General features: G+C 41.4%; 17 protein-coding genes and 1 pseudogene. 10 read left to right on the forward strand and 8 right to left on the reverse strand.

All coding sequences use genetic code 11. The features are described 5' to 3' along the window. The first annotated feature begins 17 nt into the window (after nt 1-17). Together BMY70_RS12870 and BMY70_RS12875 are read left to right on the forward strand one after the other, a co-directional pair. Complete coding sequence (locus tag BMY70_RS12870; protein WP_090335612.1) at nt 18-473, forward strand: response regulator; 456 nt, start codon at nt 18-20, stop codon at nt 471-473. 538 nt (nt 474-1,011) lie between these two features. Continuing rightward, entirely contained in the window at nt 1,012-1,881 is an 870-nt protein-coding gene (locus BMY70_RS12875) for an SDR family NAD(P)-dependent oxidoreductase (RefSeq protein ID WP_090335613.1), read from the forward strand. 262 nt (nt 1,882-2,143) lie between these two features. Here BMY70_RS12875 and BMY70_RS31470 read toward each other — a convergent pair whose 3' ends face one another. Then, complete coding sequence (locus BMY70_RS31470; RefSeq protein WP_262485744.1) at nt 2,144-2,272, reverse strand: hypothetical protein; 129 nt, start codon at nt 2,270-2,272, stop codon at nt 2,144-2,146. A gap of 438 nt (nt 2,273-2,710) precedes the next feature. Next, nucleotides 2,711-2,914, reverse strand: coding sequence for a hypothetical protein (locus BMY70_RS30665; protein ID WP_143072091.1), 204 nt, complete (start codon nt 2,912-2,914; stop codon nt 2,711-2,713). 295 nt (nt 2,915-3,209) lie between these two features. On the opposite strand from BMY70_RS30665, the gene BMY70_RS12880 reads away from it, so the two are divergent. The 3 genes from BMY70_RS12880 to BMY70_RS12890 all read left to right on the forward strand — a co-directional run bounded on the left by BMY70_RS12880 (nt 3,210) and on the right by BMY70_RS12890 (nt 6,928). After that, complete coding sequence (locus BMY70_RS12880; RefSeq protein ID WP_090335614.1) at nt 3,210-4,703, forward strand: sulfatase family protein; 1,494 nt, start codon at nt 3,210-3,212, stop codon at nt 4,701-4,703. 218 nt (nt 4,704-4,921) lie between these two features. After that, nucleotides 4,922-5,848: an SDR family NAD(P)-dependent oxidoreductase gene (locus BMY70_RS12885; protein WP_090335615.1), complete on the forward strand. Its 927-nt coding sequence runs from the start codon at nt 4,922-4,924 to the stop codon at nt 5,846-5,848. A 171-nt stretch (nt 5,849-6,019) separates the two neighbouring features. Continuing rightward, on the forward strand, nt 6,020-6,928 hold the full coding sequence (locus BMY70_RS12890; protein ID WP_090335616.1) for a helix-turn-helix domain-containing protein: 909 nt from the start codon (nt 6,020-6,022) through the stop codon (nt 6,926-6,928). 335 nt (nt 6,929-7,263) lie between these two features. On the opposite strand, the gene BMY70_RS12895 is transcribed toward BMY70_RS12890, so the two are convergent. From BMY70_RS12895 to BMY70_RS12905, 3 genes are all read right to left on the reverse strand, one after another. Beyond that, a complete protein-coding gene (locus tag BMY70_RS12895) occupies nt 7,264-8,376 on the reverse strand; it encodes a mannonate dehydratase (RefSeq protein ID WP_090335617.1) in 1,113 nt (370 codons plus the stop codon). Between the two features lie 271 nt (nt 8,377-8,647). Beyond that, nucleotides 8,648-9,835, reverse strand: a complete 1,188-nt coding sequence (locus BMY70_RS12900) for a PQQ-dependent sugar dehydrogenase (protein ID WP_090335618.1) — start codon at nt 9,833-9,835, stop codon at nt 8,648-8,650. A 149-nt stretch (nt 9,836-9,984) separates the two neighbouring features. Further along, on the reverse strand, nt 9,985-11,019 hold the full coding sequence (locus BMY70_RS12905) for a LacI family DNA-binding transcriptional regulator (RefSeq protein ID WP_090336453.1): 1,035 nt from the start codon (nt 11,017-11,019) through the stop codon (nt 9,985-9,987). A 143-nt stretch (nt 11,020-11,162) separates the two neighbouring features. On the opposite strand from BMY70_RS12905, the gene BMY70_RS12910 reads away from it, so the two are divergent. The 4 genes and pseudogenes from BMY70_RS12910 to BMY70_RS12925 all read left to right on the forward strand — a co-directional run bounded on the left by BMY70_RS12910 (nt 11,163) and on the right by BMY70_RS12925 (nt 15,222). After that, complete coding sequence (locus BMY70_RS12910) at nt 11,163-12,545, forward strand: DUF4932 domain-containing protein (RefSeq protein ID WP_229209597.1); 1,383 nt, start codon at nt 11,163-11,165, stop codon at nt 12,543-12,545. 80 nt (nt 12,546-12,625) lie between these two features. Then, nucleotides 12,626-13,486: a DUF3857 domain-containing protein gene (locus BMY70_RS12915; protein ID WP_090335619.1), complete on the forward strand. Its 861-nt coding sequence runs from the start codon at nt 12,626-12,628 to the stop codon at nt 13,484-13,486. A 24-nt stretch (nt 13,487-13,510) separates the two neighbouring features. Next, nucleotides 13,511-14,101, forward strand: a pseudogene (locus BMY70_RS12920) (transglutaminase-like domain-containing protein); the annotation flags it as partial. A gap of 41 nt (nt 14,102-14,142) precedes the next feature. Beyond that, entirely contained in the window at nt 14,143-15,222 is a 1,080-nt protein-coding gene (locus tag BMY70_RS12925) for a DUF2569 domain-containing protein (RefSeq protein WP_090335621.1), read from the forward strand. 70 nt (nt 15,223-15,292) lie between these two features. Here the strand turns inward: BMY70_RS12925 and BMY70_RS12930 are convergent, their stop codons facing one another. Beyond that, nucleotides 15,293-17,479, reverse strand: coding sequence for a catalase (locus BMY70_RS12930; RefSeq protein WP_090335622.1), 2,187 nt, complete (start codon nt 17,477-17,479; stop codon nt 15,293-15,295). 183 nt (nt 17,480-17,662) lie between these two features. Between BMY70_RS12930 and BMY70_RS12935 the strand changes: the two genes are divergently transcribed. Further along, nucleotides 17,663-18,520: an SDR family oxidoreductase gene (locus BMY70_RS12935; protein WP_090335623.1), complete on the forward strand. Its 858-nt coding sequence runs from the start codon at nt 17,663-17,665 to the stop codon at nt 18,518-18,520. Nucleotides 18,521-18,591: 71 nt separating this feature from the next. Here BMY70_RS12935 and BMY70_RS12940 read toward each other — a convergent pair whose 3' ends face one another. Together BMY70_RS12940 and BMY70_RS12945 are read right to left on the reverse strand one after the other, a co-directional pair. Continuing rightward, nucleotides 18,592-20,196, reverse strand: coding sequence for a DUF4394 domain-containing protein (locus tag BMY70_RS12940; RefSeq protein WP_090336458.1), 1,605 nt, complete (start codon nt 20,194-20,196; stop codon nt 18,592-18,594). Nucleotides 20,197-20,424: 228 nt separating this feature from the next. Further along, the gene (locus tag BMY70_RS12945) at nt 20,425-21,069 is read right to left on the reverse strand and encodes an START domain-containing protein (RefSeq protein ID WP_090335624.1); all 645 of its coding nucleotides are present in this window, start codon (nt 21,067-21,069) and stop codon (nt 20,425-20,427) included. Nucleotides 21,070-21,165: the final 96 nt, after the last annotated feature.

Consider the following 21,165-nt stretch of genomic DNA (forward strand, 5'->3'; position numbering starts at 1 on the left):
AAGATAAACATTAATTTATGAATACTCGGGAGTTGATTATTGTAGACGACAATGCAGATCACCGTTATTTGATGCGTCAGATCATGAAAAATTACTTACCTCAATATAATGTAAATATATTGGATGGAGGGGAGCAGCTGTTCAAGGTTCTCGAGGAAAAAGTACGGTTGGATGCTAATGGAGATTTATCTGCCGCAATCATATTGGATTTTCATATGCCATTTTACGATGGCCTATCGATCTTAAAGATTTTAAAGAAGAATCCTGATCGCAATAAGGTGATTGCTAATATCCCGGTAATCATGATGTCGAACGGTGGAACAGAAAAGCAGGTTGCTGATTGTTATGAGGCTGGAGCGAGCGCTTTCATTAAAAAACCGATAGACTTTATCACGTTAAAGGACTTAATGGTTGTGACTTGTGACTTCTGGATTGGGGCCAATAGAATTCCAAAATCAGCACTGGCCGATTAAGGTGCATGGTAAATAGGACATAAATTTTGAGTTGGTTATTGAAAATTTTGCGCTTTAAATAGCTGAATTTTAAAGTTTATCCATAAGAAAGCATCGGGTGTTTCCCGCGGGACAGGATATTTAATTTTTCGGAAAGGTACTCGTTTTCAGCTTATTGTGTGATTCTTAGAAATTCTGATTTAAATGCTTGTCCCAAAAGTCAGTTATTCCATACTGCATCGGGATGAATAAGTCTGCGTAACTTACTTAATTGCCAGGAGCGAGGCTGCCGGAGACTTGTGGTTGGCCGCTATGAACCATGAGGGTTCATGCGCTCCAAAAATAAAGCGCGGCCTCTGACTTTTATTCCAAAAACGATATGTTCCAAATAAAATGCAGCTCCGGGCGGGTTTTCATGTTTTAAAATAAATTCAAAAGTTCTATAAGTGATCATTTTTGTACATCGCTTTGTGGGATAATTACATTGCCGATCCTCATCATCGGAAGTAGTTTTGTCTGACTAAATTATCAGTCGGTCTGTCACATAATAAGCAAAGAAATGGCAAATATCATTCTTACAGGGACAAGCAGCGGTTTTGGTTTACTGACTGCCAAAATTTTAGCAAAAAAAGGTCATAACGTTTTTGCAACGATGCGAAACGTGCAGACGAAAAATTCCGCAGCTGCGCAATCATTAAAAGATTGGGCAATCACAGAAGGCGTGAAAATTCAAATTATTGAAGCGGACGTCACTGATGACCATTCCGTAAAAGCTGCTTTGGAAAATATTACGTCGCAAACGTCTGATATTATTGATGTTCTGATCAATAATGCCGGAACGGGTTATATTGGTCTGAATGAAACACTTAGCGCGAAACAAGTTGATCAGATATTTCAAATCAATGTCATTGCCGCAGATCGGATGATCAAGGCAGTTTTGCCTTTTATGCACCGAAATAAAAGTGGCTTAATCATAAACATTTCAAGTGTTACTTCCAGGCAAAACATTCCCGTTATGGGCGTTTATTCTGCCAGCAAGGCTGCTATCGATGCATTGTCCGTGAGCTATTATTATGAGTTGAAATCTTCGGGTATTGACATTGCCATTATTCAGCCTGGGGCCTACCAGTCGACAGATATTGTCAGCAAGCAAATGATCCCGGATAATCCTGATGCGATAAAACAGTATGGAGAGGACATGATCAATTACACAAATGCAGTTTTCCAATATTTTGAACCCACTTCTTCTAGTCCGGATCCGGGCGAGGTGGCTCATTTAATCGCTGACATTATTGAAACTCCGAGTGAAAAAAGAGCCCTGACAAATGTAATTGGCGCTGGGCCACTTGGTGAAGTGATCACCAGTATTAACGACAGTATTCAAAATTTGGTTGAAACAATCCTTAATGCCCGAGGCGTTAAGGCGTAAATGTTCGCTGTTTATAACTGTTTTAAGGTGATGTGAGGACGTTATCAAATGTTTTGTATCTGGATCTTCACTGATGAATCAGGAAATTGGTGTGAAATCTACAAATCCGGGTCGCTGAATTTACTTCTGCTTAAAAAGATATGATCGGTATGTACCCAAAAAATAAAAGTTTGGTGCCTACCGATCATTATAACAATTCTCCCTTGCTGACTCAGAGTAAGAAAATGAGTTTTCGATAAATATCTTAAAGGATTTTGAAATTTTAAGGCTCAGATTCAAGATTACTCATATTCTGAGATCTGATAACTGAGATGACCCATAAAATCAAAATGCCTACTAACAGATAAAATACTTCTTCTTCTCTTTCAATGCGGAGTGTAGATGTGTTCATAATCGTTACTATTTAAGATTGACAATGCTTTAAACAGAAATCATTACAATACTTATTGACCAATACGCTTGCAGAAAATGACTTTAAAATTGATTTTTAATATTTAACGTACACCTTCAATTTACTTTGTTTCAGTTTTTTAACCAAATAGTAATTACCAAACGGTTGAAAAATCGGCACTCATATTCTGGCCCGTACTTTTGAAAAAATATACAGAATTAAAACCGCAATCAGTACAATAAAAACCCCTTCTTCACGGTCTGCACGTAACATGGATGGATGCATAAAAATTTTTGTTGCTATGTAAATGATATAGTCTTGGACGATGAGAATAGTGGAAAGTCACTATTACGAAAGAGCTCCTGATGATTAGGGAATCAGCACGATCTAAAATGCGTCATTTTGCCTGACTTTTATTAACCCTTACCATTGTCCGAATTAAAGTCGCCAGCTAAGTTCGCCATTTAGCCAGATATGCTCATGAGCTTCGTCGTTTTCTTCTGTTGATATTTGATCTGTGATAGCGAAGCTTTTTGATCGTGAAGAATCCGGAATTAAAGATTGGCTTTCTACCGGAATATTAAAGTCATACATAGACATAATTAGTCCAACAGGGAGAGATGTTTCAAAGTTATAGTTCATGGCTTATGATATAATATAGACTGATCTTCAATTAGTTGAAATCTGCTTAAAGCAGATAACCGGACAAAACTAAAGCAAAATGCAATCGCGTTCGTTACCGTTTACATAAAATGGTACCGTTTAAAAATCTCAGTTATCAAAAGGCAGGTGCCGGTTGTAGTTCCTTCAACGAATCCATCGAAATCTCCACTTTTAAGCTTTTCTCTGCGGGGGGATTTTTGTGGAAAATGTTTGTATAAGACTCCTGTTTTAATATCGAATTTTTTTAAAGAAATTTGGGAAGACAATAGTTAATATGCGAACTACCGGTTTACTGAAATCTTCTCTATTAGTTATTTTGCTTAGTGTAAACTTTGGGCAGGCTCGCGCGCAAAGACATGAGGGCAGGATCATGGTCAATCCAAACATCATTTTTGGCATTTTGAACCGGCAAACTCAACAGGCAATTTTAGGAAGAGGTCAAAGAAATAGTGAAAGAGAAGAAACAGTGCGACCCAATATCATTTTTATCCTTACGGATGATCATCGTTGGGACGCCTTAGGTATCATGGGCAATAAAATCATTAAGACACCAAATCTTGATGCGCTTGCCAGAAAAGGAACGCTATTTAAAAAAGCGTATGTAACTACATCGATTTGCTGTGTCAGCAGAGCCAGTATTTTGACAGGGCAATATGCTTCGCGGCATAAAATCAATAATTTTTCTACTTGCTTTGATAAGAAAGCTTTGGGTAAGACTTATCCTGCGTTACTCAAAAATGCCGGATACAAGCTCGGATTTATTGGCAAATTCGGTATCGATGAAAAACGACAGCCGGATTCACTTTTTGACTATTGGGCGAGTGCCAAAGAAGAGCAGCCAGTTTACGAAATGGTTGATAAAAGTGGAAAAATCATCCACCACACGGATAGCGTAGGCAAAGATATTAAACAGTTTTTAAGCGAGTTCGCAGATCAGGGGCCTTTTTGTTTGTCAGTTAGTTTCAAAGCCCCACACGAACTGGATGGCCGTCCACCCACATTTCCTGTACAGGAACGTTATAAAGGATACTACCAAAATGTAGTGATGCCGGAACCCGTTACTGCTGATCCCAGGTATTGGAATAGTTTTCCTGAATGGTTCAAATCTGACAAAAACATTGCCCGTGAACGGTGGAAGCCACTTTTGTCTACCCCGGAGCTTAGACAGGAAACTACCAGGAATTATTATCGTTTGATCAGTGGAGTTGATGAGGTCGTCGGAGACATGATGGTACAATTGAAACAGCTTAAACTTGAAAAAAATACCGTCATTATCTTTATGGGTGACAACGGATTTTCTTTGGGTGAGCATGGTTTAGAGGGAAAATGGTTTGGTTATGAGGAATCTATCCGGGTGCCGTTGATTATTTCCGGAGGTCCATTGCCGCGTAAGATGAAACGGGAGAAAACTAATCGAATTGCTTTAAATATCGACATCGCACCCACAATATTATCACTTGCAGGTATCCCGATTCCGGGTACAATCCAGGGAAAAGACCTCATTGGCGTTATGACAAATAAGGTTGGGACCCGAAAGGATTTTTTCTACGAACATACTTATTTGGGAAGTCCCTGGATACCAAAAGTCGAAGGAGTTGTTTCCGAAAACATGAAGTATATGAAATTTATTGAACACAATTACGAAGAATTCTACAATACTAAAAAAGACCCCCGGGAAACTGCGAATTTAATTAAAGTAAAAAAGAACAAGATGGACGTGGATAAGATGCGGAATCGGTATGCTGCATTACGAAAAGCTGCCAGGTGAACTTCCTGAATCAATTTAAACGCTATTTCAATCAGCCGGATGATCTCTTTCATCCGGCTGATTTGATATTTGTCATAGCTGCTTTGATTTTTGTTACCTCCATCGAGGTTGCTCACACGACCTTTGCATTGTTCATTAGATGAGCGAAAGGCTTATGCCGAAATTCTCATTTATTCTTTTGTAACATGTTTGGTATTTTTAAATACGTGAAATAGATTATGACTTTAATCAAAACAAAATTTGGCTTTCACTCCACTGCCGATGAGGTGGCCGGGGATATAGACCTGACAGGGAAACGAGTGATAATAACGGGTGCTTCTTCGGGCATTGGTATCGAAACTGCCAGAAGTCTGGCGCGATCAGGTGCAGATGTTACACTTGCAGTCAGAAATGCGGAAGCAGGAAAAATAGCCGCTCAGGATGTTATTTCGACAACTGGGAACGAAAATATTCATGTCGCACAACTGGATCTGGAAGATCTTGGTTCCATTAATGCATTCGTTTCAAGCTGGGATGGTAAGCTGGACATTTTAATAAACAACGCCGGAGTTATGGCCGGACCTGATTTTCAAAAAACGGACGCCGGGATTGAATTGCAATTTGCAACCAACCATCTTGGCCCTTTCGCGTTGACTATCGGCCTTTACCCGGCACTAAGAAGTGCGCATTCCGCAAGGGTGATCAACGTAAGTTCAAGTGCAAATTTATTCTCTCCGATCGTTTTCGACGACATAAATTACAATTTCCGACCTTATGATCCTTACACATCTTACGGCCAATCAAAAACTGCCGGAATATTGTTTTCAGTAGGAATCACGGAGCAATGGAGGAAAGATGGGATTACTTCCAATGCCTTGAACCCCGGCGCTATTTTGACCAATCTCCAAAGGAACGTTGGCGGCAAACTGGCCTCCGCGCCGGAACTTCACAAGAATGCCCAACAAGGCGCATCAACAACGGTATTGCTGGCAACTTCTCCGTTGCTGGATGGTATTGGTGGAAAATATTTTGAGAATTGTAATGAAGCGGCAACCCTTAAAGAACGTCCAAAAAACTATGAAGGCGTAGCGGCATATGCCCTTGACAAAGAAAATGCTGAACGGTTATGGCAGGTTTCACTCGGCTTGATTTCTAATCACCGATGAAGACCGTTATCGGCTGATTACGTTCAAGATTCTAATGATTTAAACAACTTTTATACGAAATTAATATGTAGGTGAACGGCTTATTTCTAAGTAGTGTTATCCCGGAAATAATCCGGGATAAGATTTTTGGCCCGGTATCGCTGCCGGGCCGAAATACTACGTAAAAACGAAATGGAAGAAATTGATAATTTGGTTGCGCTTTCAAAGTATATTGGGCTTCCCATCCCACCAGATGAAGATTTTGTCGTAAAACGCATCGAAGATTACTACAACAATTTCGACGAAAAACCTGTTGAGCCATTCCGTCATAAATTATATTCTGTCAGTCTTTACGAGCAGCTCAATATTGACGTAAAAGTAGGTTTCTGGAAGATGAATCCCAAAGCTCCGTTCCTGATGTTTAAATCTCCTTATCAGATTATGGCGTGGACGGTCCATCCGGGAGATTTGAAAGGGGTATCTATTATTTTTTCGGAAAAGTTTCTTTACAAATACAAGCAACTGGCCAATATTATTCAGGAATTTCCCTTTTTGCAGCTCGATAAGTCGATCCCTTTTGAGATAGATAAATCGGAAAGGGTATGGCTGGAAATGACGTATCAGAAAATTTTAGAAGAATATGATGCCGATAATCCGGATCGATTTGAGCTGATCGCTTCCTATCTTCAGACATTGCTTTTACAAGTGAAACGTCTGTACAACCGTCAGGTACTTTCCGAATATCCGCTCGCAGAAGCTACCCGACAAAATGATCTTGAATTGATTCGTAAATACAAAACTTTGATTGCGAAAAGCCTGGCAGACGTAAACGCAGATGAAAGCCGCTCGGTTGGATTTTATGCCGAGCAGTTGGCTGTGCATCCTAATCATTTGAATGCACTCGCGAAACGAGTGACCGGAAGTAATGCTTTGCATATTATTCATGAGCAAATAATTAACACAGCCAAAACTTTGCTATTGCAGAGTCATCTGACTGTCAAGGAGCTTTCGTATCAATTGGCTTTTAAGGAACCGACGCATTTTGCTTCATTTTTTAAAAAATATACGGGAATGACTCCAATGCAATTTCGCGAAGGATAGCGAGTACGCACTTCATGAATATATTGAGGGTGCCAATAATTTTAATAAATGGTTGAATACGAATATTCTAAATTCGATTAGATATGTTCGGCAAGAATCGGATAAAAAGTGGCCGCTCAAAAGTCAAAAGTGATACTGATCTCCCGCGTCAAATTTGGCATCTGACATCGTGCGGGGCGATTGTTATGAGCGTTTAATTAAGTTCAAGGACACTGGAGAAAATATTCCAAATTCAATATGCCTTTGTTGAAATTACAGCCATATCTTTAGTAAATTCCTTCAAAGATTCACTGACAATTCATCAGAATATAAACACAAGTTTTCTTTATGAGTTGTCAGGTTTTTGAATTGGACTTAGCGATTGATTCGATCAGACCCCGCATATATCCGATTGCAAACAGAGCGCCGATGTTGCTATAACCTGCGTGTTCGTTGCTATCCCCGGACATTGTTGGAACATGATCTGGCCGCATAGGGCCGCGAAATCCAGTATCATAATATGATTTCATTGCCTTGTACATATCCGTTTTTCCGTCATCATGAAATGTTTCCTCGAAATGGTTTTTATCACCGCGTACGTCACGGAAATGGACAAAATGAATTTTTTTACGTTTCCCAAAATAATTAATTATAGAGGGGATATCTTCACCCATAGTGGCAAAAGTTCCCTGGCACAATGTAATGCCATTGCTTTGGCTGGGTATAATTTCAATTAATCTCTTAAACGCGTCGGCAGATGTCATTATACGTGAAATTCCCCGGATTTCGTCAACCGGCGGATCGTCTGGGTGAAGCGCAAGTTTCATGCCGACTTTTTCAGCCTCAGGTATAACGGCTCGAAGGAAATACTCCAGATTTTTCCACATGTCTTCCTTTGAGAACCGCCCGTATTCAGTAATGGATTGATCCTGTATTTTGTCCATATCAAAAGCGCTGACCAGCGCACCTCCACGACTTTGCCTGTCGAGCTGCGTACGAGCCCAGCTGATAACCGGCATCCAGTTATAACATATTGTATCAATCCCTGCAATTGAAAGATTTTTCATCAATGTGATGAAGTGATCGATTTCTTCATCTCTTCCTGCCAGTGCCAGTTTCGTTTTTTCAGATAAAGTTGGCGGCCCCTCAAGTACACGCAGTGTCAAACCTTCTTTTTTCCATGCGGCCAGTACAGCGAGAACAGCTTCTTTCTCCCAGGGTTTAATGTTTTTAAGCCCCACAGCTCCCGGGTTTATCCCACCGACAGCGCCGAGAACCCGCATTTGTTTTGAAAGCTCTATGCGCTGTTTGTTCATGCCAAAAAAATGCGCAAGGCAAAATTTCAACCCTCCGTCTTGAATGTAATCGGGTCTACTTTTCAAATTTACCGTTACAGGCAATTGATCTACTAATGAAAGCGATGCGAGAGATGCCGTATTTCTGATAAAAGCGCGACGCGAGTTTCGCATAGTTAATTGTTCTGGTGAGTACTTATTAAGGACAAAACAAAATCTTTCTATCTGTTTTAGTTGATCTTTTTTGAAGCGATTTGTAGAGTTTTTAATTTTCTCAGCACCTTGATCAACTTAAAATTTGACGAATATCATAGAACAGTGGCATGCAGATCAGTTTTAAAGGAGCGATTACCGTGGGAAATATTTCCTGATTTAAAAGATCAATAAAAAAGCCCGCCCCGAAAAGGGCGGACAGGCAAGCAATTAACGGTCTGAGGTAGTCTAATTATGGAACCAGTTTATATAACGCACCTTTATTGCTGTCCAGCAGAACGGTAAGGACATAAAGCTCCCCGGAAAGATCTTCTCCAAAACTGTATACATGCCAATAGCCTGCATCTTTTCCGATCGACAATTTTTCCCGTGTCCACTTATCATTTGCGCCGGGAGTCAGTGACCAGATTGGTCCCATCATATCTCCGAAAATGTATTTTCCTGCCAATGACGGAATTGCTTTTCCCCGATATACAAATCCTCCGGTTATGCTTAAACCTTCCGGATGCGGGTATTCTGCAATTGTCGCAATCGGGTTAACGGGTTTTGGATCATCCGATCTGAAATCATGCAGCCCTTCGATCGGTCTCCATCCGTAATTTCCTCCCTTCGTTATTACGTCAACTTCCTCATATTTGTTTTGTCCAACGTCGCCGGCGAAAAGCTGCTTCGTATTGCGGTCAAAACTAAACCGCCATGGATTACGCAACCCATAAGCATAAATTTCTCCTTTTGCGTCCTGCGTTTTTACGAAAGGATTGTCAGCAGGAATAGAGTATGGCGTATTATTTACATCGATGCGTAATATTTTTCCTAAAAGATTTGACAGATTCTGGGCGTTTCCATATTGGCCATGTTTGTCATCCGCACCGCCACCGTCGCCTGCGGAAATGTACAAAAAGCCGTCAGTTCCAAATTTCAAATCGCCTCCGTTGTGGTTAGATTCCGGCTGATCAAAAACCAGAACTTTGCGCATGGAGCTTTTGTTCGCAGTCAGCGGATTGCCCTTATCAACAATATATTCACGAACCTCACTCCGATGATTTACACCTTTTTCATCCGGCACTGCCGCCACGCTCATATAAACGTAAAACTTCCCGTTCGTTGCATAATCAGGATGAAAGGCAAGCCCTAAAAGACCGCGCTCATCGTATCCGTCTTTTTTCAGTACTTCTTTGGTAATATCCAGAAACGGAGTTGCTGCTAACTTGCCGTTTTGAATAATGCGGATTTTTCCTTCCTGTTCACACACAAAAAGCAGCTCCGGAGATTTCGTCGTGACAGCAAAGGCGGTCGGATGGGAGAGCTGATCGGTTACGAGCTGCAATTTTACTTTGCTGGTTGAGGTGGCTATTTGTCCAAAGGCGGCGGATGAGAACAGTGCCGTGTAAAATATCGGAACTATTAATTTTTTAAACATGCGTTGAATTTAAGATAAATGAATGTCAGGATAAGATACCTGATTACAAATTAACGTAATCGTTTACGGAAAATGATACAAAATGTAAAAGTTAATAATCAAATATTATAACTGGTTGATTATTAGTAATTAAATTGTATTTTAATCATTTACTTGAAGATGCCCCCGCGCATAGTAGATTCCCGAAAAACAGGCTTCGGCTCAATAACCTGCCGCACCGAATTTGCCTTATCCGATATGCCGTTTTTTACCATATCAAATAGTAATTTGAAAGCTTCCTGCCCCATTAAAACGGTTTGCTGATCCATTGTTGATAGGGAAGGGGTGGTATGTTCGCTGAACATGTCGTTACAAAAACCGAAAACACCGAACTGCTGCGGCACTTGAATCTTACTCGACTTCAACTCTTTCAAGGCTCCAAGTGCAGTGAAATCCTCTGCAGCAAAAATTGCATCTGGCGGATTTTGAAGTTGTAAAAGATGCCGCGTTCCTTCCATACCCGAATCAATTGAAATATTTCCGGTATAGATAATTTCAGCGTCTGTCTGAATATGGTTAGCCCTCAGAGCCGCAAGGTATCCTTGATAGCGGTCGTTGAACGTTTTGATGTAAGTAGGACCGGAAATATGTGCAATTCGCTTGTAGCCCTGGTCAATCAAATGCTGCGTTGCAAGAAATGCTCCGTTATAACCATCAATAACAACCGAAGGAATATCTATTTCATCCGGTACGCGGTCAAAAAACACAAGTGGAATATTCCTGCGCTTGACTTCCAGAAAGTGTTCATAATTCAAAGTGTTTCTGGAAAGCGAGACGATGATACCGTCAACCCTGGCTCCGATAAAAGTCTGAATTCCTTTGACTTCGAGCTCATAAAGTTCGTCGCACTCGTGGATCAGGACAGAGTAACCATTTTTGCTGGCCAGATTGGTTATGCCATGAATAACCGATCCGAAAAATGCGTTTTCGGCTGTCGGGATCAAAACGCCGATGACGTTGGTTTTACCTGAACGAAGTGAGGAGGCTATTCTGTTCGAGTTATAATTAAGCTTCTGTGCAGCCTCCTGAACAATTTTTTTCGTTTTTTGACTTATTTCGGGATGGTCACTTAAGGCACGCGACACCGTTGCCGCGGTCATTTTAAGTTCCCTTGCGATATCATTCAGTGTGACGCTTTTTTTCAATTTGACTCTTTTTTGTAAATGTAAGAAAGATTTGAAGTCAGGCAAAAATTTGAATTTTTGAGCGTAAGTCAATGAATCGAATAGGAAAGGCTTTCAGGAACTGATTTCTTTTAGTATAATTGATTGTACTAAACACATAACAAATGAAATTATTCCTTCTGCTTACGATACTTCTCATACCTGGTTTTAAGAGCTTCGCCCAGGAAAAGGTTCCGGTGGTCCGGACGAAAATGAATAGTTTGATCATGTATATTGATAAGGAGCGCGGTAATTTTAATAATATAAACGATATTCCCAATCCCTTCACTTATGATCTGGGACTGGAAAACGAAAACTCAACCCTTGGCATAGTTTCGGAAAAAGATTCCATTTCCATGCCATTGCGTTATGGGGAAAAATCCACTTTCATGATCATCCGGGAACAGAAGGGCGATACATTAATGGCAACTTTTACGTCGCACAGGCAGATTAAGGCTGCCTTATTCAATGACGGGTATAAAAAACGTTTTAACGGAAAAGTGATAACGGAGATTCCGGAGGTTTATGAATTGATAAATATCGTTTTCGCATTGACCGACTATGGAAAAACCGAGGCAATATATAAGGGGACTGATTACTACAAATCAGTTAACATGCACTTTCAGCCGTTCTCTGACGATTCAGTAGTCAAAACAATCGATTCTGTATTGAAAGTATCCTCCGATATGTACGCTCCGTTAAAAATGGATAGTTATGCATATCAATTCGATAATGGCAGGATTGTAAAACATGCTGTTTTCGACAGGGCGAGCTGGGGCGAAGTAAACGAATTAACGCCTTATATCCCCGCGCTGGAACGTTTCGCTAAAAAGTCTGGATTCAGAAGTTTCTATAAGGAAAATGTCAATTATTATGCAGGTTTGATAGCGGATTTTGAAAAAAATGTGGACGTCGGAATGATGAAAAGCTGGCTGGAAAAACAGTTCCCAAAAACGAAATACTCTGCGATCCGTGTGATTTTTTCTCCTCTGGTTGGCTGGAACCAGTCGGCAAACAATTTTGAGGATAATGGCTTTAAAGAAGCGCATGCGCACATTAACTTCCCGTTTGTCCTGAAAAATAACAGCGTAACAAAAGAGGATCCGGATTTTAGGAAAGGACAGCGGATGATGATTGCTTTTACCGAAATTAACCACAGTTATCTCAATCCGGAAGCCGAAATTTATGTTAAGGAGATTTCAAAATCATTTGGTGATTTAACGCGCTGGATCACACCCGGCAAACCGTCCGGCGGTTATAATAACGTTCTTTCGTGTTTTGAAGAATATATGAATTACGGTCTTGTGACTCTCTTGTATTCAGATGTTTTTGACCAGGCTACATTTTCTGAATTGAAGGCAGGTATGGAAAATAATATGGTCAATGGGCGGGGATTTCTAAGGTTTAAGGAGTTTAACGAAGAATTGCTGAGGCTTTATCAATCAAAAAAGACAGGTGAGACTGTTGCTGATTTGTACCCGGCAGTTATAAAGTGGGCGGGGCAGTAATTGCTGAGATAAAATTTACGTGTATCTTGGTGAAAAATTACCTCCCTTAATCAGTGTTTTATATTTAATGTACGCTCACGTTGAACCTCATCTCTAAATTAGTCAAAAAACTTTACCTGTTATTTTCATTCACTACAATAGTTTGCTTTGAAGTTTTGGCCGCTTCGGTCGGCGTGTCACCTGCTCCATCCTGGGTTGTGCCGGTTATTCCAGCGGGAAAGTCGCCTTCTGTCAAGGATTTTGCAGACGGTTATTATTTCTCTTTTTCGGATATGCAGGTTAATCTGGAAAAGAAGACAACGTATTACAGATCCATTAAAAATATTGTCACGGAAAGCGGTATTCAAAACGGGTCCGAAATCTCGGTCATTTTTGATCCTTCTTATGAAAAAGTAAATTTTCATACCATCACGATCTGGCGGGAGGGAAAGTCAGTTAACCAGCTGAAAATTTCGGATTTCAAAGTAATGCCCCAGGAGACTGACAGGCAACGTTTCATTTATAATGGAAATTATTCAGCGTCGCTGGTCCTGAAAGATATCCGTAAAGGAGACCGGATAGAATTTTCTTACTCGGTATCCGGATGGAATTCAGTGTTCCAGAATAAGTACTCCGGAATATTTAGTTTCAGCACGTATGATTACATATCACATGTCCATTACGCTATTATTTCAGAAAATGGCAGATTTCTGAATTTTAAAGATTTCAACAAACCGCCCGTAAAAACGCTCAAAAAATCAGCAAAGAGCTCCATCTATGAGTGGGATATAAAAAATCTGAAAAATATACCCTTCGAAGAACATACCCCCTCCTGGTTTTACAATTATCCCTATGTTCAGGTAACCGAGTTTCGGAGCTGGAAAGAGGTCGTGGATTGGGGGCTGCAACTCTACCAGATACCGGAAATATCGGGCGAATTAAAAGCAAAAGTAGATCTTTGAAAAAAAACATCCGGGGAGAGTGATTACGAATTTATTGAAAAAGCAGTTCGCTTTGTTCAGGATGAAATTCGATATCTGGGTGTGGAAACAGGCGAGAATTCCCATCGTCCGCATAAACCTGAAGATGTTTTCAAACAGCGTTATGGTGATTGTAAGGATAAGGTCTCGCTTCTATGTGCACTGTTGCGCGCCAATAAAATCGAATGTGATCCTGTGCTGGTGGATACTTATTATCGGTCTCATGTGCTGGACTACCTTCCAACTCCCTCAGATTTTAATCATGTGGTCGCTCGTTTTGCAGTGGGAGACAAGCAAAAAACGTTTCATTTCGTGGATGCAACTTCTGTGCTTCAAGGAGGCGCGGCGACTCAGATTTCTTTTCCTGATTATGGTGCCGGACTTCCCCTGAGACCCGGCCAAAAAGATCTTATCCCCATTGCAGGTGCAATTAGCGGAAGCGTTTCAGTGACGGAGGATATCCGGATTCCAGACAAATTTGACTCGTCAGGTGTCGGATCGTTATTTGTGAAAACAGTTTACTTTGACCAGGAAGCGAACAATATCCGGTCCATTCTTCAAGGAGGAAGTTTTTCTGAAACTGAAAAAATTATCTGAATTATTATCGTGACACGTATAAACATGCCGAATTTGAAATATTGGATTCTTTAGAGTTTTATGATCAGAGGCAGGCCAACAACATTTCGCTGGTCGAGCGGTATAGTATGAAAAATGGCTGGCAGTATGACAGCACCAGGCATAAATATACTTTTTTAATTCTGGGAAAAATCCTTTACGACCAACTTATCAATTTGCCAAATCGTCCTCGAAAAAATCCGGTATCTCTGCGTTATCCTTACCGTTTGGATTACAGGATCCGACTGGCTCTGCCCACGTCACAAAGTGTTATTCAGGATCAATGGGAAATAAAACGGGAAGCTTATGAAATTAAGTTTTCTTCAAAATTCATTTCTGCTGAAAATATCTGGGAGCTTCATTACGATTATGCGGTGTTAAAAGATCATATTCTCCCGGAACAGGTTTCGCAGTTCAGGAAAGATATGGACAAACTCTATGACTACCTGGAATACGAATTAAATGATTCTGACGGACCGGCTGCAAATGGAGAAAACCTGAATATCGGAATGGTTTTGTTCGGAATTTTAGTTTTTGGGGGCAGCTTATGGGTTTGCTTGAAGTTATATAAATATTCTCCTGGAACTGTCCCGGCAGATATTTCGGGATTAAAAATAGACGGCTGGTTAATCTTATTGGCGATTGGATTGCTTATGCGGTTGCTCCTGATTTTATCTACAACTTTGACAGGGTCTTTTGGAGTCTATTTTACGAATTCAGGATGGGATTCTGTTTTGGGGCAATCCGGTCTGAAGTTATTTACATTTCATTTTATGTTTCTGGTGGAATTGGCGGTCATCCTTTTCGGAGCTTGTTTCACAGGCCTACTTCTGGTTTTATTTTTTAAAAAACGAGACTCATTTCCAGTACTTTATTCTGTTTTTATGGCAGGAACACTCGCGTATCTGATTGTCGATGCTGCTGTGATAAATCTGTTTTTTAATCTGAGTGTGAGCGGCGAATCCGTTAGTCAGATCATCAGACAAATCATCGCAGTGGCAATATGGATTCCGTATCTAAATATGTCGGAGCGGGTTAGGGAAACTTTTGTAAATAAATACGGAAAAAGAACACTGGTCGATGTAGATTCTGATTTAGCCTGATTATTAGGTTCTTCAATACAAAAAATGGCCATCGAACGATGGCCATTTTTTGTATTGAAATATGTGATTATCAGGCGGGAACTTTGCTTTTTAATTCCCTTTCCCAGAAGCGATGCTGCGCCACCGCATTTATGAATTCTTTCTCTTTATTGCCGCCTTCGCCATCGCGGAAGATCAAAATAATTCCTTCCGCAGTTTGCTGGTCCATTTCCAGTGGTGTTACTGCGAAATCTTTTCCCAGATATGAGGCTTTTAATACGTCGATACCTTCGCCTTCTGCACCGATCGCCTTGCAATGTCTGTATGCTTCATTAATAAAATGAATCGCATCGGGTTCATTGATCAGAGCCTTTGCACTTTCCGGCCCGCTTGGTACATAAACCGCATCGAATACAACCGAAGTCGCAGTCAAAAATGCCATATCCACTTTGATCTTCGCTCCCTTTGTCCCTTTAATATAGCCTAGTTTTGGCGAAATAATCTTTGCAACAGCACCTTCTGCCAGCAACGCTTTTGTCATTTCATTAAGTGCTGCCTCTTCAACGCCGTCTGCTGCAAGAATAGCAATCTGTCTTGACTTGATCGTGTTTTTAACCGTATTGGCCATGCTTAGAGCGGTGGATTTTTCAAGTTTCTGATCCACTTTCGTAGGCTGATAGTCTTCCGGATTTGCGTCAGCAGGTACCGAATGATTCATTGGCTTTTCTGGTTCAGCCGGTACTTCAATTCCAAGATTATCTGCAACTTTTGCTGCCAGCGTACTATCTACCTGCGTTAGTATACCAACCATACGCACCCGGATTTCTTCCCGGTCAACTTTACCCAATTCAAAGGATAGCGCGTCGACAATGTGATTTTTTTCCGCTTCAGACTGACTATTAAAAAACAAGGTTGCCTGACTAAAATGATCTGTAAAACTCTTGCTTCTTGCTCTGACTTTTCTAGCATCTATGCGCTCGGCATAAGTAGAAAAGCCTCCTTCCGCAACGGTAGCCTGTTTTGGGAAATTTCCGCCAATACTGTTAGGCTCATAACTGGTTTGGTTTGTATTAATCAGCTGGCGCATATGTCCATCACGCTGATTATTGTGAACCGTTGGAATTGATCTGTTGATCGGAATCTCATGGAAGTTAGGGCTTCCTAGCCTCGATAACTGTGTATCGGTGTATGAAAATAATCTTCCCTGAAGCAAAGGATCGTTGGTGAAATCAATTCCGGGAACAAGATGGCCTGGGTGAAACGCCACCTGTTCTGTTTCAGCAAAAAAGTTTGCAGGATTCTGATGCAGTGTCAGTTTTCCAACACGCTGGACAGGCACAAGCTCCTCAGGTATTATCTTAGTCGGGTCTAACAGATCGAACGGGAAGTTGTGTTCATCTTTTTCCTCAACAACCTGTATCCCTAGTTCCCACTCTGGATAGGCTCCCGATTCGATAGCTTCCCACAGATCCCGGCGGTGAAAATCAGGATCCTTACCTGAAATTTTAGTTGCTTCGTCCCAGGCAACTGAGTGCACGCCCAGGATAGGTTTCCAATGAAATTTCACAAAGACAGCTTCTCCGCTTTCGTTTATGAGACGGAATGTATGAACGCCGAATCCTTCCATCATTCTTAAACTGCGGGGCAGCGCGCGGTCACTCATCGCCCACATGATCATGTGGGTACTTTCCGGCATCAGTGAAATGAAATCCCAGAAGGTATCATGTGCGGAAGCAGCTTGCGGAATCTCGTTGTGCGGTTCCGGCTTGACTGCATGGATAAGATCAGGAAATTTAATTGCATCCTGAATAAAAAACACCGGCATGTTATTTCCCACAAGATCATAATTCCCTTCCTGGGTATAAAATTTCACTGAGAATCCTCGAACATCGCGTGCCAGGTCACTTGATCCGCGAGATCCTGCAACAGTTGAAAATCTAACGAAAACCGGGGTTTTGATAGAAGGATCGTTCAGGAATTTTGCCTTTGTGTACTTTGAGAGCGATTCGTAAACCTGAAAATATCCGTGAGCTCCCGTACCTCTCGCGTGTACAATACGTTCTGGAATACGCTCATGGTCGAAATGAGTTATTTTTTCTCTTAAAATAAAATCTTCGAGTAGGGTCGCGCCACGTTCTCCAGCCTTCAAAGAATTCTGGTTATCATTGACTTTCAGTCCCTGATTTGTCGTCAAAAATTCGTTTGTGCCGTTTTCCTTGAAAGCATCCAAATCTTCCAGTTTTTGATTTGAACCTTTCGGTTCGTCATTTTGAGCCATTTTAAAAAGTTTTAGAATGTTATGGTGAAGTATAACCGATCATTTGCTTGCCGTGTGTCTAACAAGAATTATACCAACGCAGACAGTTCAAGCACATCGTTACAAAGCAGACTTTGTTTAACCACCAATTCTTTCTCTGGCATATTTTTTTAACAGCGGCGGTCAAATCAACTCATCAACAACATGGAATTTAGCATAGATACCAAAGGACAGACGCAAAAGAAGCAACCCGGAATTGAGGGAATCATGAATCCGGAACCGGTTGTTATTCGTGAAAATTATCGGGGAAGCGGAAAGCTCGACGGCAAAGTTGCATTGATCACTGGCGGGGATAGTGGTATTGGGAGGTCAGTTGCCGTTCATTTTGCACGGGAAGGTGCCGATGTTGCCATTGTTTATTTGTGCGAAGATCAGGATGCAGCTGAAACCCGGCGAATGGTTGAGGCTGAGGGCAAGCGATGTTTGTTGATCCCGGGAGATGTCAGGCAGCAGGAATTTTGCCAGGAAGCCGTAGGTACAGTCATACGCGAATTTGGAAAACTTAATATTCTGGTCAACAATGCAGCAGAACAACATCCGAAAGAAAATATTGAAGAAATTTCTTCTGCTCAGCTAACAAATACATTTAGTACCAATATTTTTTCGTTTTTCTATTTTACGCAGGCCGCGCTTTCGCATTTGCAGGAAGGTGACTCTATCATCAATTCCACATCTATCACGGCATATCATGGAAGTCCTGGATTGCTGGATTATTCGTCCACAAAGGGAGCTATCACTTCGTTCACCCGTTCGCTATCTGTCAATCTTGTCGATAAGGGAATCCGGGTCAACGCCGTAGCGCCCGGCCCGATCTGGACGCCGCTGATTCCGGCGACTTTTGACGAAGAGCACGTTGCTGAATTTGGAAAAGATACGCCGTTTAAAAGACCCGGTCAACCCTGTGAAGTGGCTCCGTGTTATGTATTTCTGGCAAGCGAGGATTCGTCGTATATCAGCGGACAGGTATTACATCCGAATGGTGGGCAGGTTGTGAATGGATAGTTTAAAAAACTGCCTTAAAAAAAAAGCGGTGATCAGGATTTCCTGATCACCGCTTTTAGTATCATTTCTAATTATAATCCAAAACCTAACGCAAGTCCTTTAACAGATCCTGGATAAGTAAACTTCATAGAAACTGCACCTGTAGCAAGATCCACAGAATAGAAATTGGTAACCCCTCCAACTGTGAATATTCCATAACCAACTCCTGAGGCATTTCCGATATCGAATCCGATATTAGAATCAACGTCAAGGTTAAGGTTTTTAGGTTGAGCCAGAGACCCGTCATTTGGCGGTGCCTGGGTATACAACAGATTCGACTGGCTATCTATATCAAATAACGTGGTAGCCGAAGCGCCTGGATAACTGTTCGTATAAGCTCCCGCTGTCACAAATGGCGATAGGGCGGAGCCAGTAATATTCAATTGACCGTCAACGACTGTAACGCCATTCATTTCCCCCGGTGCAACGTTGATACGTAAATTTTGTCCTGTTTCACTTACTACACGAAGTCTGTCGGCAACTGGATTAAAGTCTACACCGAAGATCGTTCCGTTAAGCATCACCGGGGTTCCATTTGCTAATTTCAAAGTTGCAGCTTCTGATGCCATTCCTGAACCTAGGTCGATGCTATATATTTTGCTGTTCATTCCCAAGGCATATAAGCGTCCGTTTACTGGTCTGATATCAATACCAGCTAATAAAACGCCCGTTGGAATTCCCATAATAGCCTTGCTGCCATAACTTGCGCCCGTAGTTGGGTTGAAAATGCGCAAGCCATTTACACCGTCCAAAGCATAAGCAACTGGTAACGAAGGAATCGCAATTCCTATCACGTTTACACCAGCCGGGAAATCTCCAAGTTTTTGAAGTTTACCTGTTGTAAGATTCACATGATCCAATTCCCATTTACCCTGATATTTTACAGAGGCAATTGGATAAACATCAGATGCGTTTACGTCTGGGGAAATATCAAAACCACCAACGTCTTCTATGTCAATATCAAAGCGACTGCCGACAGCAACAAGCCCTCCGTCGTTTGGAGGTGTCTGAAGGTATAGCTGATCCGTTGTCGGGTCAATATCATACAGCGCAGTACCAACGCCCGGAGCAGCAGTTACGCCTGCGCGGCTGTTCGTGTAAGCAACTGCGCCAATTTGTGGATTTGAATATCCTTTTAAAACTAAATCGGTAGCAACGATCACGCCCGTTTCCGGATGAACGCGTAGATTTTGTGTGCTGCTAGTCGTTACGCGAATTTTATCAACCGTAGGGTTGAAGTCAAATCCGATGTTAGCGCCTGATAATGCAGTTGCCAGTGGAGCGTCGCCAATGCGGGTAGCTCTTCCTTCGGTTGCGCCAGCTATAAGGCTTATTTGATAAAGATTACCTTGTTTACTGATAGCGTAAAGCTGTCCGGTTGCCGGGCGGAAATCGATTCCTGCCAACATATCCCCGGCTACAAGACCCGTTACCGTAAGTGATTTTAGAGGTGTAGTAGTGTTTTTAACATTGATTTGGTGAATTTTATTGTCATCTGACAATGCCCAGAACATTCTGTCGGGAAGTGATTGCTCCGTTGGAGACATGCGGTGATCTTCGCACGATACCAGAACCATCGATGAGGTGAGCGCGGTTGCGAATAACGCTTGTTTGGCCAGACTGCTAAAAAATTTCATAAGCATCTTAAGTGAAGTGAGATAATGTTTACAAATCACATACGATCAGGGATGCTCTTCAGATTAAAAATTTAGCATTAAATTTTAATTTACTTTTAATTGTATTTTAATTCAGGCCATAATGGTGCCTGGAATCTAAAATATTATTCACTTAATACGCTCACAATCAAGGATATATTTTTGCTAGCTTCACTCGTTGGCTTTTGTCACCATATTTTGTCTTACGGGCTAATCTGCGATATATGACAACCGGATATTGCGATATTCAGGCTTTTGTAACTGAATTTTTAACATTCTGAATGTTTCCAGTGGCCCTTGTGAGGCGACCAGGTTTACGAGCCAGGCAGGAATAGATCCAGCCGGATCGACCGCCAGCGAGTACTCAATTTTGACCTGTCTTTTCGGCATCGGGGTGATGATCCATTTGCCTGTCGACTGAACAATTCTGACGATTCCTGGTTTTTCCGCTACAAATCCCGGAACGCAGGGAGCGTCGATTGTAACTACTTTGGTAGATGGATTTTGAGAAACCATTATGTGTGCTACGAAATCCCTGTTTTGTGCCGGCCATGGAAGTACAACTTCGGAATAATAATACAGATCAGACGGGGAGACTTTTTTTACGACGACACAAGACTTCGTATTATAGACCCATTCTTTTTCCCTGTCGATATCCAGCAAAACATTAACTAACTCAGAGGCTGTGGCATTTAAAAAAGTCTCGATTTTGAGTGCCTTGACTTTTGATGTTAAAATGGATTTTGTGAACACTTTAACGCCCTCTTTTTCGGTATGTAACTTCCATGTTTCCTGAGAATAAGCGCACAGGCAGGAACCAAGTAAGAGAATTAGGAAGGCTGATTTTTTCAACATTGTAAATAAAACTTAACCGGCAGCGCATTATTACGTCACCTTTCACTTGGTTCCTAACAGCATTTTGCAAAAAATAATTACCAGTGAAAAATTGAT

The sequence above is a fragment of the Dyadobacter koreensis genome (assembly GCF_900108855.1).
In the GTDB taxonomy this organism is placed as follows: domain Bacteria; phylum Bacteroidota; class Bacteroidia; order Cytophagales; family Spirosomataceae; genus Dyadobacter; species Dyadobacter koreensis.

What these genes read in the sequence shown, in the direction of transcription:
- BMY70_RS12870 (WP_090335612.1), top strand. Translation starts at nt 18, where the DNA reads ATGAATACTCGGGAGTTGATTATTGTAGACGACAATGCAGATCACCGT.
- BMY70_RS12875 (WP_090335613.1), top strand. Translation starts at nt 1,012, where the DNA reads ATGGCAAATATCATTCTTACAGGGACAAGCAGCGGTTTTGGTTTACTG.
- BMY70_RS31470 (WP_262485744.1), bottom strand. Translation starts at nt 2,272, where the DNA reads ATGAACACATCTACACTCCGCATTGAAAGAGAAGAAGAAGTATTTTAT.
- BMY70_RS30665 (WP_143072091.1), bottom strand. Translation starts at nt 2,914, where the DNA reads ATGAACTATAACTTTGAAACATCTCTCCCTGTTGGACTAATTATGTCT.
- BMY70_RS12880 (WP_090335614.1), top strand. Translation starts at nt 3,210, where the DNA reads ATGCGAACTACCGGTTTACTGAAATCTTCTCTATTAGTTATTTTGCTT.
- BMY70_RS12885 (WP_090335615.1), top strand. Translation starts at nt 4,922, where the DNA reads ATGACTTTAATCAAAACAAAATTTGGCTTTCACTCCACTGCCGATGAG.
- BMY70_RS12890 (WP_090335616.1), top strand. Translation starts at nt 6,020, where the DNA reads ATGGAAGAAATTGATAATTTGGTTGCGCTTTCAAAGTATATTGGGCTT.
- BMY70_RS12895 (WP_090335617.1), bottom strand. Translation starts at nt 8,376, where the DNA reads ATGCGAAACTCGCGTCGCGCTTTTATCAGAAATACGGCATCTCTCGCA.
- BMY70_RS12900 (WP_090335618.1), bottom strand. Translation starts at nt 9,835, where the DNA reads ATGTTTAAAAAATTAATAGTTCCGATATTTTACACGGCACTGTTCTCA.
- BMY70_RS12910 (WP_229209597.1), top strand. Translation starts at nt 11,163, where the DNA reads ATGAAATTATTCCTTCTGCTTACGATACTTCTCATACCTGGTTTTAAG.
- BMY70_RS12930 (WP_090335622.1), bottom strand. Translation starts at nt 17,479, where the DNA reads ATGGCTCAAAATGACGAACCGAAAGGTTCAAATCAAAAACTGGAAGAT.
- BMY70_RS12935 (WP_090335623.1), top strand. Translation starts at nt 17,663, where the DNA reads ATGGAATTTAGCATAGATACCAAAGGACAGACGCAAAAGAAGCAACCC.
- BMY70_RS12940 (WP_090336458.1), bottom strand. Translation starts at nt 20,196, where the DNA reads ATGAAATTTTTTAGCAGTCTGGCCAAACAAGCGTTATTCGCAACCGCG.
- BMY70_RS12945 (WP_090335624.1), bottom strand. Translation starts at nt 21,069, where the DNA reads ATGTTGAAAAAATCAGCCTTCCTAATTCTCTTACTTGGTTCCTGCCTG.